At 43.3% G+C, this 13,890-nt stretch carries 9 protein-coding genes; 4 read left to right on the forward strand and 5 right to left on the reverse strand.

The features are described 5' to 3' along the window. Positions 1-19: 19 nt before the first annotated feature. Positions 20-1,252: a DUF418 domain-containing protein gene (locus tag ACXQIQ_RS13505; RefSeq protein WP_439301831.1), complete on the reverse strand. Its 1,233-nt coding sequence runs from the start codon at positions 1,250-1,252 to the stop codon at positions 20-22. Positions 1,253-1,623: 371 nt separating this feature from the next. Between ACXQIQ_RS13505 and abc-f the strand changes: the two genes are divergently transcribed. After that, positions 1,624-3,438 carry a ribosomal protection-like ABC-F family protein gene (gene abc-f / locus ACXQIQ_RS13510; protein ID WP_439301830.1) on the forward strand — a complete coding sequence of 605 codons (1,815 nt, stop codon included), beginning with the start codon at positions 1,624-1,626 and terminating at the stop codon, positions 3,436-3,438. Between the two features lie 17 nt (positions 3,439-3,455). Here the strand turns inward: abc-f and ACXQIQ_RS13515 are convergent, their stop codons facing one another. From ACXQIQ_RS13515 to ACXQIQ_RS13525, 3 genes are all read right to left on the reverse strand, one after another. Continuing rightward, complete coding sequence (locus ACXQIQ_RS13515) at positions 3,456-4,721, reverse strand: ATP-binding protein (protein ID WP_439301829.1); 1,266 nt, start codon at positions 4,719-4,721, stop codon at positions 3,456-3,458. Positions 4,722-4,967: 246 nt separating this feature from the next. Then, positions 4,968-6,533: a BCCT family transporter gene (locus ACXQIQ_RS13520; protein ID WP_439301828.1), complete on the reverse strand. Its 1,566-nt coding sequence runs from the start codon at positions 6,531-6,533 to the stop codon at positions 4,968-4,970. Between the two features lie 82 nt (positions 6,534-6,615). After that, on the reverse strand, positions 6,616-8,157 hold the full coding sequence (locus ACXQIQ_RS13525; RefSeq protein WP_439301827.1) for an FAD-dependent oxidoreductase: 1,542 nt from the start codon (positions 8,155-8,157) through the stop codon (positions 6,616-6,618). Between the two features lie 266 nt (positions 8,158-8,423). Here ACXQIQ_RS13525 and desB point away from each other — a divergent pair, with 266 nt between their 5' ends. The 3 genes from desB (at position 8,424) to ACXQIQ_RS13540 (ending at position 12,798) form a co-directional block, all read left to right on the forward strand. Then, on the forward strand, positions 8,424-9,485 hold the full coding sequence (desB, locus tag ACXQIQ_RS13530) for a Delta(10) desaturase DesB (protein ID WP_439301826.1): 1,062 nt from the start codon (positions 8,424-8,426) through the stop codon (positions 9,483-9,485). A gap of 459 nt (positions 9,486-9,944) precedes the next feature. Next, complete coding sequence (locus ACXQIQ_RS13535) at positions 9,945-11,777, forward strand: cation:proton antiporter (RefSeq protein WP_439301825.1); 1,833 nt, start codon at positions 9,945-9,947, stop codon at positions 11,775-11,777. A 124-nt stretch (positions 11,778-11,901) separates the two neighbouring features. Next, entirely contained in the window at positions 11,902-12,798 is an 897-nt protein-coding gene (locus tag ACXQIQ_RS13540) for a hypothetical protein (RefSeq protein ID WP_439301824.1), read from the forward strand. Between the two features lie 65 nt (positions 12,799-12,863). Here the strand turns inward: ACXQIQ_RS13540 and ACXQIQ_RS13545 are convergent, their stop codons facing one another. Continuing rightward, positions 12,864-13,814: an isopenicillin N synthase family dioxygenase gene (locus tag ACXQIQ_RS13545; protein ID WP_439301823.1), complete on the reverse strand. Its 951-nt coding sequence runs from the start codon at positions 13,812-13,814 to the stop codon at positions 12,864-12,866. Positions 13,815-13,890: the final 76 nt, after the last annotated feature.

A 13,890-nucleotide genomic window follows, 5' to 3' on the forward strand; every position in this document is an offset into this window, starting at 1 on the left:
TCGAAGCCAGCTTTTTTTTCTAGGAAATCTCACGCTCTATTTGGTCTGTTCTTCGCATCGGTTGTTTCCGTCCGTAGGTCAATGTACGCCATAACCATTCAAAAGGACCGAATTTGAAATGCTTCAACCAATAGAGGCTGAACACGACCTGTAAGGCGAAGAAACCAAGTGTGAGCAACAGTCCCGCCCACAGACTCACTTTCCCGTACAGATCAAATCCTAATGCAAGAGTGACCGCAAACATCGTTTGTAGAAGATAGTTGGTTAGAGCCATTCGGCCAGCTGCACCGATTGCTGCAATCAGCTTCGTCAGTGGAGATTTCACCATGAACAAGACAAGTGAAAAAATATAGAACGTGGCTAGAAATAACCCGCTTATCTGCTGCACCAGGAAATGCACGGTCTCTTGGTGGTAGCCATAATCAATCCCCTCAAGTTGCACCACGGCAAGCCAAATCAGAAGTGGTAATGCTAACAGACCACTTACGACCCACACTTTTCGAATGAAAGGTAGATGGGAGGCTGCTTCGGTTATGTATCCTTTTTTCGCAACGTACAAGCCCAATAGGAAGAGTGCAAGAATCATCGGTGCACTGAATAGATAGAGTTGTAAGATCGGCATCACTTCGTTCGACAAACGATATCCGATCAGTTCGCCATAACCTGCCCCAGTGTAAATCTCGAGCGACTCATCGACTTTCTTGTTCCCTACTGTTTCATTCATGTAAGTTACAGATTCCATATAGGAGGAAGGGATGAGAAGTTGTGTAGCTGTAAAGGCATAAAAGAGTACGAGTAACGAAATCGCCCAGATTAAGACCGTTCTAGCTTTCCGGTAATAGAATAAGAGCAGGAAAAACCCAGTCAATGCATAGGTGTGAAGGATGTCCCCATACCATAAGAAAACAAGATGAAGTAAACCGAACAGAAGAAGGATAAACAGTCTCTTTGAGAAAAGTTTCCTAGGTTTGTCTGACTTCAATTCCGCTCTGGATAGAAAGATGTAAAAGCCGAATCCGAACAAGAAGGAGAATATAGGATAAAATCGAGCTTGAACAAACAAATCGAAGAAAAGGCGTATCCATTGATCCAGTCCCTCATAAGGAATGGATAAAGAATAGAAATCGTATTTAAAAGCTGGTGTGAAGAAGGATGGCATATTGACTAGGAAAATGCCCAGAAGCGCAAGCCCCCTAAGGACATCGATCGTTGCAATACGCTGGTTAGTAGATAATGGACCTGGCTGTTGCATAACGTTGAAACCCCCTCGACGATGAAGTGCTTATTATTTTGTTCCATGTGAAACATTTTATCATAATTGTTGGAATTATCAGGAACATATGTATATAATAAAAACAGAAGTTTAAGGAGGTATCGAATCGACAAGTCATGGATTCCCTAAACATTTTTCGCGTAGCTTAATACGAAAAATGGCTCTGCCTGTAATCAGAGTATAGGGATAAGTGTGTCTAAATTCGATATCGTGTTCATATGTCGTTTTATTTTTTCATGAATTTTATCGCTTTCATGAAGCATGACTCCAATGATCTGAAACCACAGGCGGACGCCTGTGGTTTTTTATGTACACGAGCGATGGCAAATGAAAAACATTGGAGGGATTCGATGCTAGTATTGAAAGCGGATGAGGTATGTGTAGAACTGAACGGCAACCTCATTTTTGAAAAGGCGAATATAGAAGTGTTCCATGGCGACAAGATTGCACTCGTCGGTAGGAACGGTATAGGGAAAACGACATTCATTCAAAGTTTAATGGGAAAGCAGGCAATCAAACAAGGCTCCATCCATCACGGCGTGAAAAAAGAAGACTGGGGCATTGTGCTTCAGCACTCTGAAGCAGATGAAGATTTGAAGCTCCGCTCTTTTGTGGAAAAAGGAAACAGAGACTTGTATCAAGCCAAACAAGCACTCCGTTTTGCTGAGGAAGAGTTGAGCATGCATCCTGAACAAATGGATGTGTTGAACCAATATAGTAATGCGCTACAACATTTTCAAGAGCTAGATGGGTATGAGTGGGAGGCTTCCGTTGATCGATGGATGCTACAGCTTGGACTGCCGAAATCCGTTTGGGATACACCTCTTGTCAATCTGAGCGGTGGACAGAAGACACGTGCAAAGCTTGCAAAGGTCATGCAGCGAGAGCCCGCTTGCTTATTGTTGGATGAACCGACCAACCATCTCGATCTAGAAACGATGGATTGGCTGGCAGATTGGCTTAGCACATACAAAGGGACGGTATTGTTCATTTCACATGAGCGTGCATTCATCGACCGCGTAGCTAACATCACATATGAGCTTTCTGAAGGCGGTACCAAGAAATATCACGGCGGCTATACGTCTTATAAGAAGCAGAAAGAGCATGAACGTCAGACGGTGGAGGCGGCTTATCAAAAACAACAAGCTGAAAAGCGTGCATTGATGGAGGCGGTTGCTAACTACAAGCAGTGGTTCCAAAAGGCTCATAACTCGGCAAGTGAGCGTGATCCGTTCGCCAAAAAGAAAGCGAATAAAAATATGACGCGTTTCAAGGCAAAAGAAGCTGCCTTAGAAAGGTTGGAAAAACAGAAGGTAGAGAAGCCGAAAGAAACTTCAAAAATCAAGGTTGAACTGGAATCGAATGCTCTAAGCGGCAGAACGTTCGTCCGGTTTGAAAATGCGTCCTTTCACTATGAACGCCAGACTGATTTACTCGAAGGAATCAATTTTACGATTGAGAAAGATGACCGGATCGCCGTTGTCGGTAAGAATGGAACAGGCAAAACCACTTTATTGAATTTGATTACGGGTCAGTTGTCCCCGACAGAAGGAATCGTCCATCATCATCCACAGTTCAGACCCGGGTATTTCATGCAACAGCTCGAAGGACTGCAACCCGACTCGACCATTCTGGATCAAATTCTTGAGCTTCCTGGTATGACGGAGTCAGAAGCCCGTACCATTTTGGCGTGCTTTCTATTCAGGAGAGACACGGTTTATAAAAAGGTGAAAGACTTAAGTATGGGAGAGAAGTGCAGAGTCGCATTTGTTAGATTATATTTCTCCAACGCAAATCTACTCGTATTGGATGAGCCGACGAATTATCTGGACATTGAGACCCGGGAACGGATCGAGGATGCTTTAGCAATCTATCCAGGAGCCGTCGTAACGGTTTCACACGACCCTTACATGCTGGAAAAAGTAGCAAACAGGGTTCTATCATTAGATGACGGTTTCTATGATTATAGAGGCTCTTACAAGGAATGGAAGGGGCACAGGCAACGGACCAATGAGGAACAATGGACCGACAATGAGATCGATCGTTTGAAGCTGAAACTTTCCAATCTGATGACTTCTGAGATCGACCCTGCACACGAAGAAGAGTTGAATGCAAAAATAAAGGAGTTAAGAGATCAGATTCATGACATTGAAAAAAGAGGTTGAGCCATCGGCTCAGCCTCTTATGCTTCTTCATGGTTATCCATTGTGCTCGGCAATGAAATCGTGAAAGTCGTACCTTGGTTGATTTGGCTCTGGACATCGATCGTACCTCTCATCCGACGGATGATCTCGAAGCTTACCGTCAGCCCGAGTCCTGTTCCTTGATCTTTTGTCGACAAATAAGGGGTTCCGAGACGTTTTAACTGATCCTTCGGAATCCCGCATCCATTGTCCTGTATCGTCACTCTGATCGATTTGCCCTGCCGGGTAGCAGACACATGCATTTTACCGGAACTATCTATCGATTCAATGCCGTTTTTCATTATATTGATCAATACTTGCTGAACCTCATGTTTAAAACACTTTACTTTCAAATCGTCATCAATCGCTTTGGAGATTTCGACATTGTTGATGATTGCATAGGTGGAAATGACTTGTACAGAATCATTCAACACTTTCGTAAAGTCAATGACTTCAAAGGAGCTTTGTGTCGGTCTCGATAGCGACAAATACTCGTTAATGATCATTTGCGCGCGATCGAGCTCTTCAATCGAAATCGAGATGAATGAGCGATCCGACTCTGGTATATGTTTGCTGTTGCTCAGGATTTGCAAGAAACCTCTGACGGTTGTCATCGGGTTCCGGATTTCATGTGCAACGGAAGCTGCCAATTGACTGATGGCGTTCATCTTCTCGACATGTTCCAGCTCACGATTCAAGCTCAGCTGTTTTCGCAAGGTTTCAATCAAGGCTATCACACATATGAGCGTGATCAAGGTGATGATGGATAAAAGGATATTCAATACCATCTGTTCTGTATTGCCGCTTGTAATGAGATATAGCGTCCTAGTCGAAGCGATGACAAGATAAAAACAAGACAGGATCAAGATTTTATATTTGTTCGATTGTCGGTGATAAATCTTATGTAAAAGAATCAACACAACAGAGGCAATCACATAATTCCCTACTGTTGGCATGAAATCCTCAGGTGTAAGTACATATGTCAAACCAAACATCGCGATCGTCAATGACACCCCAGGAAAGGCACCGCCATACATGTACGCGATGATGATAGGTATAATTCGAAGATCATACTTGAATTCTTCTGAATAGACGGCTGGTAATGACATTGTCAGAACGAGCGACAGGATCAACGTTAAGAAAAATTTAGACACAAAAATCTTTCCCCGCACTTGTTCATCTTCACGCATGAAGACGATATAAAAAAGAGTGGGGAATAGGATGAAAAGAACATTGACGAGAATGTCTTTTACAATAATCCACATAAACTGACCTCATCCGTTAAAATTTGTCTTTCATTGTCCAAAGGGTATTCATACATTGCTTTCAAAACCATCTCATCTCTTTTACTTCGTTTTTGCACCTTCAAATCCTTTTTTCGATTACTCGGATACTGAACTTTAGTAATAAAGGATGGAGATCATCGTTCCTTTAAATAGTCCATATTTCGCTGTTTTTCGTCAAACTAAAACAGGTGATCCTAGAAGCGGATCACCTGTGAGATTACTTTTTTAGTTATTTTCTTTCGGTTTCACTCGGCTCCTTCTTAAAGTAGCCCGGATTTTTCCTCTCACTTTTTCCTTTTGCCCTTGTTCTTGTCGCGATGCTTTCAAGTCAGCACTGAAGGCTTTGACGAGAGCGTAAGAAGTGAACAACAGTACGACTCCTAACGGGAAGGCACTGATGATGATGGCGGACTGGAAGCCCTGTAGTCCTCCCGTGAACATCAACACGACTGCAGAAGCAGATAGTACGAGACCTAACACGATTTTGACAATGGTAGGTGGATCGATACTTCCGTAAGTCGTTTGCATACCCAGAACGAATGTTGCAGAGTCTGCTGAAGTGATGAAGAATGTAAGAATCAACAACAGCGTAACCACAACGAGGATGATCGTGAATGGTAATTGTTCATATACAAAGAACAATGCCGTTTCTAAAGCTTGTCCTGATACATCTAGACCTAGGTTGTATTCCATGTAGATCCCTGTTCCACCGAAAATAGCAAACCAGAATGCACAGACGAGGGTAGGGATGATCAGGACAGCAGTAATGAATTCTCTGATGGTTCTACCTCTGGAAACACGTGCAATGAACGTCCCGACAAACGGTGCCCAGGCAATCCACCATGCCCAGTAGAAAATGGTCCAAGACTGCAACCATGTAGCATTGTCCTCACTGAATGGTGCAAGTCTCAATCCCATGCTGGCTAAGTTCTGTACATAACCACCCAGTGTTGTCGTGAACAAATCGAGCACGAACACAGTAGGTGCAAGGAAAATGAAGACAATGAATAAAATCAGAGCCAATCCAAGGTTTGCGTTACTTAACCATTTGATTCCTCTCTTGATTCCAGTTGCTGCAGAAATCAAGAATAACACTGTGACGATGGCGACGATTGTAAATTGGATCGTGAAATTGTTCGGAACGCCTGTGAGGTAACTGAGACCCCCATTGATCTGGGCAGCTCCTAACCCGAGCGATGCGGCAACACCGAACAATGTAGCTATGACCGCTATGATATCAATGATGATTCCGATTGGACCTTTCGCTTTATCTCCAAGTATCGGAATTAATGTAGCACTGACAAGACCGGGATAACCTTTTCTGAACTTGTAGTAAGCAAGTGCTAAGGCAACGATTGCATAGATTGCCCAGGCATGGAATCCCCAGTGCAAGTAGGTGTATTGAAGTGCGTTTTTCGCAGCCTCACTTGTTCCTCCTTCACCGATAGGGGGATTCGCAAAGTGTGAAATCGGTTCCGAAACTCCGAAGAAGAGAAGACCGATACCCATTCCCGCACTGAACAACATGGCAAACCATGTAGGCCGGCTGAATTCAGGTTTGTCTTCTTCCTTTCCGAGCTTAATCTTCCCATACCGGCTAAAAATCAAAAACAGGGCGAATACAAGGAAGAAAGTAGCAGAAAGCTGATAGAACCATCCAAAACTTTTCATGAAAAAAGATTGGGTGGCACTCATCGTATTGATCAAGTTTTCAGGGATTATCGCACCCCAGATGACGAATATGACAGCAATAACTATTGATATCCAGAAAACACTTGATACCTGTTTCATTGTAACCCTCCGATTTGTAGTAATTTCTATCTATACTAATACCCTATTAAGTAGGAAATAATCCTCTTATTAGTGAAAGGACTTAAGGTTGCTGGTCAAGTGAAACTTTCTTGAGCGGCATCTCTGCAGGACCTTCCACAACGTCCCCATCATAGGAGAATCGGGAACCGTGGCAAGGACAATCCCAGGTTCGATCGCCGCTGTTCCATTCACACTCGCAGCCCAGATGGGTACATGTCGTATCCACCAGATGGAGATATCCGTTTTCATCCTTATATGCACCTGTTCTTTTTCCTTTTACTTTGACAACAGCACCTTCATCATTAGACAATTCTTCGATTTTCTTATGCTTCATTCCCAATTTACCAGTAATGAAGTGCCCGGCAACATCTGCGTTTTGCACGATGAAGTCTTTCAGACCTGGATCCGCTAAAAATCTGGACGGGGTAAAAACATCTTTAAATCGATTATCCTGTCTCATGACTAGGTCGGTGAGCAATTTTGCTGCAACGGCACTGGTGGTCATTCCCCACTTTCGGTAACCGGTAGCTACATAGATATTGTCATGCTTTGAACTGATTCGACCGATGTATGGAATGTTATCAATGGTAATTAAGTCCTGTGTCGACCAGCGGTACGGGATCTGTTTAACGCCAAGGGTGTTTTGTGCCCATTCCTGTAAGGCTTCATAGTGCTTGATCGTGTTGATGCCCTGACCGGTCTTGTGGCTTTCACCACCAACAAGGATGTAGTTTTCCCCGTTTATTGTCGTGTACCTTAGAGAACGGGTCGGTTGATCGACACACAAGTACATGCCGCCTGGATATTCTTTTTCTGCTTTAACCGCCAATACGTAGGATTTTTCAGCATGCATCCTAGTAAAATAAAAGCCTCTACCATCAAAGAAAGGGAAATGAGAGCTTGTAACGACAGCATTACAAGTGATTTTCCAGCCTTGTTTCGTGACGACGACAGGTTGGCTGTTGTTCGTCTGGATATCGACCGCTGTCGTGTTCTCATAAATGGATCCCCCGGAAGCATGGATGTCTTGAATAAGCGGAATCAGGTATTTGAGAGGATGGAACTGAGCCTGGTTTTTCATCACAAGGGCAGATTTCACATCGATGTTAAATGGAATATCACTAACCAGGTCCCCATCGATTCCTAGCTTCTGATAGGCTGCAAATTCTTTTTTCAGTTTTTGATGAGAAGAGTCGGTGGTTGCATAGAGATACGCGTCTTCTCGTGTGAAACCACAATCAATGCCTTTTTCGCGGATGATCGCCTCTATGAACTCCAGCCCTTCCATATTTGCTTCGTAATAGAGTTTTGCTTTTTCTTTTCCAATATGACTAATCAATTCGTCATAGATCATATCGTGCTGAGCAGTTACTTTTGCGGTTGTGTGACTGGTTGTCCCATTCACCAGTGGACCTGCATCGATCAATGCTACGGTCATGCCTGCTTTTGATAGGAGATAAGCGGTGGTTATACCAGTGATGCCTGCTCCGACAATGGCGACATCAACTGATTTATTGCCATTCAAGGGACCGAACTTCGGCAGCGTCGTATCCTCATTCCAAATCGGTTCAGGGAATTGCGGGAAGTTTTTTGTGCTCGTCATGTTCTTCCTCCTATGTAATCAGATTCACCTTATAATTTTTCCGAAAGAAAGAATTTCATGTAAGACGTGAGAAAATAGTATCTAATCTTATTAGCTGGTAATAATTATGGATTGACAACTCGTTGTAAAGACTGTTAGCTTTAACGAAGTTCAATAAAAAAATTTTAATGGTGTATAGATCTTTCATAGATAGAGAAATAATTTGGAGTGTGCGTACCATTTCACACGACGGTCAAGAGGTTACATCATCAGAAAGGGATGTTGAAATGAAGGAATATCATTCATTTGGTTGGTATGCTGCACGTATTGCTCCTCACTTACCAAAAAATGCATTTAAGCCTGTTCCTACAAGATTGTTTGGAGGACTAGCTTATTTACTGATCGTCATAGCAAGCTTTGTATCGATCATCTTTTTTGATTTGAATATATGGGTGAACCTGATGATCAGCTTCATTCTAGGTTCAAGCTTTGCAGGACTTGGCTTCTTAGGGCATGAAATCCTGCATGGTACAGTCGTACGGAAACCATGGCTACGAGATTTACTTGGTGCAATTGCTTTTTGGCCATTGACCACTGGACCGAAGCTATGGAGAAAGTGGCACAACTTGACGCACCACGTCCATACGCAAGACGAAGAGAAGGATCCGGACGCGTGGCCGAGTATGCAGAAATTTAAGAAGAGCCGGTTTATGAGATGGATTTATCGTGTTCCGTTTTCCATTCGTGCTCTTTCAAGTTTCGCGTCACTTGCTTTGATGTTCACGCTCCATTCCTTGAAAATGTTCACGGTCTACGTGAAAGAGTTCAAACCGAAAAAACAACCCGCCGTTTGGTTGGAAGCCATTCTTCCTTGGGCGACTTGGATTGGGCTTCTACTTTTGATCGGTTTTGTAAAATGGTTGTTTGCGTTCCTTCTGCCGCTATTGATTGCCAACTTCATCGTAATGGCCTACATTTCGACCAACCACAGGTTGAACCCGCTCGTACCGGTCAATGATCCGTTGGCAAACAGCCTGACAGTCACAACACCTAAATGGGTGGACGTGCTTCATTTCAATTTCTCCTACCATACGGAACATCATTTGTTCCCAGGGATGAGTCCTAAGTTCTATCCAATGGTGAAGGAGCAGATCAAACAGAGGTGGCCAGAGCGCTATCACGAGATGCCTTTCGGTAAAGCGTTGATTGCGTTATTGAAAACCCCACGTGTGTACTACCACGATAAGGAATTCATCGACCCGCACAAAGGGAATTTGTTCGGTTCGCTCGGAAATGGCCTGAACCCGAAGAACTTGAAAATCAGAAGAACCAAATTGAAATTGAGATAACAAAATGGAGAACTGACCCATAAGGGCCAGTTCTCTTGTTTTTAAAAAATAGGATTAGTGTTTTATAAATAAAGTTGATTGGAAATCTACTGCGGAAAAAGCGAGCCAAGCGAGACCCGCAGTAAACTGTACATATAACTTAAGGATCTTCGACTAGTCGAAGCCAGCACATCCTGTGCAAATGAAGAATTATAGTTCTTTTAACAGACACAAAAAAGTTACAAAAAATTTAAGCGAAAATGATAGCTTTTTCTCTTTTCGACAAGATAAAATAGGTGACGTATTTCTTGAGTCATGTATAATTTATGAAAAGGTTCATAAACAACTGAGTATATTTTGTTCTGGTGAGGGACAATGAAGATATGCCATTAAGTCTCAACCGGCGGATAAGGCTTGGCTCTGCCAAGTTTTCTTCACTTTTATACAACGAATGAATGAGAACCTAAAAGGAGTAAACGGATGCTAGATTCGCTATTATTTTTACTTATGCTGACAATCGCATTAGGGGTCCTTTCACAATGGGTCGCTTGGCGATATCGTTTCCCTGCAATTGTATTGATGTCATTAGTTGGACTTATTGTTGGTCCTTTCCTTGGCATATTGAATCCGAAAGATGACTTCGGAGAGTTGTTCAATCCGATCATCTCCATTGCAGTTGCCATCATATTATTCGAGGGGAGTCTGAACCTGGATTTCCGTGAAGTGAGAGGACTTCGTCATTCCGTTTTGCGAATTGTAACGGTTGGAGCTTTCATCGCCTGGATTCTAGGATCATTGGCAGCTCACTACGTTGCAGGGCTTTCATGGGCAGTCGCCTTTGTCATCGGTGGTTTGTTCATCGTGACGGGACCGACTGTCATCCTTCCTCTCTTAAGGCAGGCAAAATTAAAATCAAGACCTGCGAAGATCCTGAAATGGGAAGGGATTGTCGTAGACCCGATCGGGGCTTTGCTCGCGGTATTTGCATTTGAGATCATCAAATTCTTATCCGATGAAGCGATCACGGCTACCATTCTATTTCATTTCTTCTTAGGGTCTTTATTTGCGGCTCTTTTCGGATGGTTATGTGCGAAGCTCGTCGGTTGGATGTTTGAACAAGGTTATGTTGCCGAGTTCTTGAAGTCCCCAATGGTGTTCACCGTCGTCATTGCTTGTTTCACAATTTCGGATGAAATCATGCATGAAACAGGTCTTTTAGCCGTCACTGTAATGGGTGTGGTGCTTGCGAATATGCACATCTCGTCCATCGATGATATGCGGAACTTCAAAGAGAACATCTCTGTCTTGTTGATTTCCACCATCTTCATTATGTTGACTGCATCATTGACGATTGAAACGTTGCTGGATATTTTGAATTGGCACATCATTTTGTTTGTCATTTTGATGTTGTTCATCGTCCGTCCGATTTCCATTGCGCTTTCTACAATGGGAACTGAACTTTCCTTTAAAGAAAAAATCTTAATCGGTTGGATTGCACCTAGGGGAATTGTAGCCCTGACGGTTTCCGGTTATTTTGCCAGTGTCTTGATGGACCAAGGGTTTGAAGACGCGAATCTTCTCATCCCTCTTACATTTGCACTTGTGTTTGCAACAGTTGTGGCTCATGGATTTTCGATCGTACCTTTAGCGAAGAAGCTTGATCTTGCTGTTGAAGGGAAGCCAGGAGTGATGATTGTCGGCGGGAGCAGCTTCAGTACAGCACTCGCGAAATCATTCGAAGAGCTGAACATTTCGACGGTTGTGGCAGATTCTTCATGGGCAAGGCTGATTACAGCTCGTAAAGCAGGTGTGACTTCTTACCATGGGGAGATTTTATCAGAACATACCGAGTATCATTTGGACTTTACGCCATATGAACAACTCATTTCCATGACTGAAATCGACTCTTATAACGCACTGGTCTGTACAAACTTTGTGCCGGAATTCGGAAGAAACAATGTGTACCAGCTGTGCTTGCATAACGACCACATAGACGATCTGGAAGATCTCGTGCATACAATCGGAGGCAGAACCTTGTTCCGTAAAGGGGCGACATGGGAAGAGTTGAACAAACGGGTCGAGTGCGGTCACGTCATCCGTAAAACGAAACTCACCGATAAGTATAACTATAAACAATACTTGGAAGAGCGGGATGATGATACGATCTTGCTCTACATCATCAAATCAGGAAAAGTATTTTTCTATACACAGGAAACGGAATTGAACCCGGTGGTCGGCGATCTGATCGTCAGTCTTGGACCACCGAATAATGGAAAAGATAAACCCAAAAACCCAGTGGGTGGCAAGTTATAAACGAAACTTTCAAGAGAGAACGTAGTCGTCGTAGGGCGACTACGTTCTTTTTACGTTCAAAGAAAGGAATTCCTGACAGACGAATCGAACAATAACGAAAGACCCAGAATAAGGAAGTGTTGTTGTGTTTCGAAAAATAGCGCGTCAAATCCCTGCCGTCATTCTATATACAATTGTCTTCATTTTGCTTACAACGTTTTTCTTTTCACTAGCCTTTAAACAAACTGCCATGCAACCTTACGAAACGACAGAGGCATTAGAAGGGACGGGCGTGTATGCCGAACTTCAAGATATATTGCCAGAAGCCCTTCAGCAATCCGAAGAACTGAATGATGTCACATCTGACGAAGAACTGAATGCCGTTTTTGGAGAAGTGATGGAAGAGGAACTGACCATTGGCAGGATTAAAGAAATGGTGCACTTCATAGAAAAGGATATTTGGGATTACATATTGGAACGAGATCGACAGTTGGAACCATTGGATATAAGGGATATCCGGACTGTTTTGCTCGAACAGATCAATGACAATGAAAATATGGGGAACCGAATCATTTATACCGACAAGTTCGTAGAAGAAATCGAGTGGTCCTCGATTATGAGTGTCAAAACAAAAACCCTAGATCGGCTGGCGAGCTATTATGAACGAATCACATCGCTCACCATCATAAGTGGCATGGTCGTATTGATTTTAGTCGGATTGAGCTTCCTGCTCCTTGAAAAAAGAAGGCATGCGATCCGGTGGCTTGCGGGTGCATGTGTGGTTACAGGCATCGCCTTGCTCGTGTCTGTCATTCTGTTTCATATCATTGGGATTGATTGGATGGATACGAACTTAGAAATCACAGGTACTTTTGCTTCACTTAGTGACAATGTAGAAGTGGCGATCGACAAGCTGTATATCGCATTCCTGACCGCATTACTCGGATGTTCGGGAATCGTGACCATGTCAGGCATCGGACTGTTCAGTCTGAGCTATGTACGTCCGAAACCCGTACAAAAAAAGACCTCCCGTGCGGCATAGTATGCATAAAAAAAGGACTCCACATCGTTTTGAACGATGCAGGAGTCCTTCTTTCTTTATGGCGTTTACGCTTTGATCAATCCGATTTCAACAAGTCTTTCGTATAAGAAATCTCCAGCCGTAATCGCAGGATACTTTTCAGGATTATCCTTCGACACACAAGCAGGAATCGTTTCTAACAAGCAGCTGCTGTATGGATGTACGAAGAAAGGCATAGAGTAACGAGACGTGTTTTCACCAACAGGGTTCACAACACGGTGCGTCGTTGCTGGAATCACTTCATTCGTGATTCGAGAGAGCATGTCCCCTGCATCGACGATGATTTGACCCTTCTCAGCTTTTACTTCCATCCATTCGCCTTCACGAGTAAGAAGCTCTAATCCGGAAGCAGTGGATTCAACCAATAAGGTGATCAAGTTGATGTCTTCGTGTTCAGCTGCACGAATCGCATTTGGATCCATAGATTCATCCAATTTCGGATAGTGGATAGAACGGAGGATACTGTTTCCGTCTTTAATCATATCCGAGAAGAAATCTTGACGAAGATCGAAGTGCATTGCCAAAGCTTCAAGCATGTTACGTGCAACACGCTCTAATTCACGGTAAAAGTTCAAAGCATTTTTACGTAGCTCAGGTACTTCTTCTGGCCAAACGTTTGCCGGGTACTCAGAAGTCAGAGGATGACCGTGAGGCAATTCTTGTCCAGTATGCCAGAATTCTTTCAAGTCACCGACTGTACGATTTTTCGCATGTTCCTTACCGAAGCCTGTGTATCCACGTTGACCACCGTCAATACCTTCGTACTTTTGCTTCGTTTCAGTGTCTAAGCTGAAAAGCTCTTCCCAAAGCTCGTAGTTCTTGTCGATCAACTTGTGGTCAACACCGTGACCTTCCAAGATGATGAATCCGATATCCTTCAGACCTGCTGCAAACTCCTCAGAGAATGCTTGTCGAGATTGCGAATCTCCATGTGTGTAATCTTTTAGATTAAGCGTGCGGATAAATGGTTTACTCATTACTAAAAAACCTCCTGAACATTGTTGTGAAAGCGATTTCAATCCTTTATGAGTATATCACGACATTAGAGGTCTA

The sequence above is a fragment of the Pseudalkalibacillus sp. Hm43 genome (assembly GCF_054170705.1).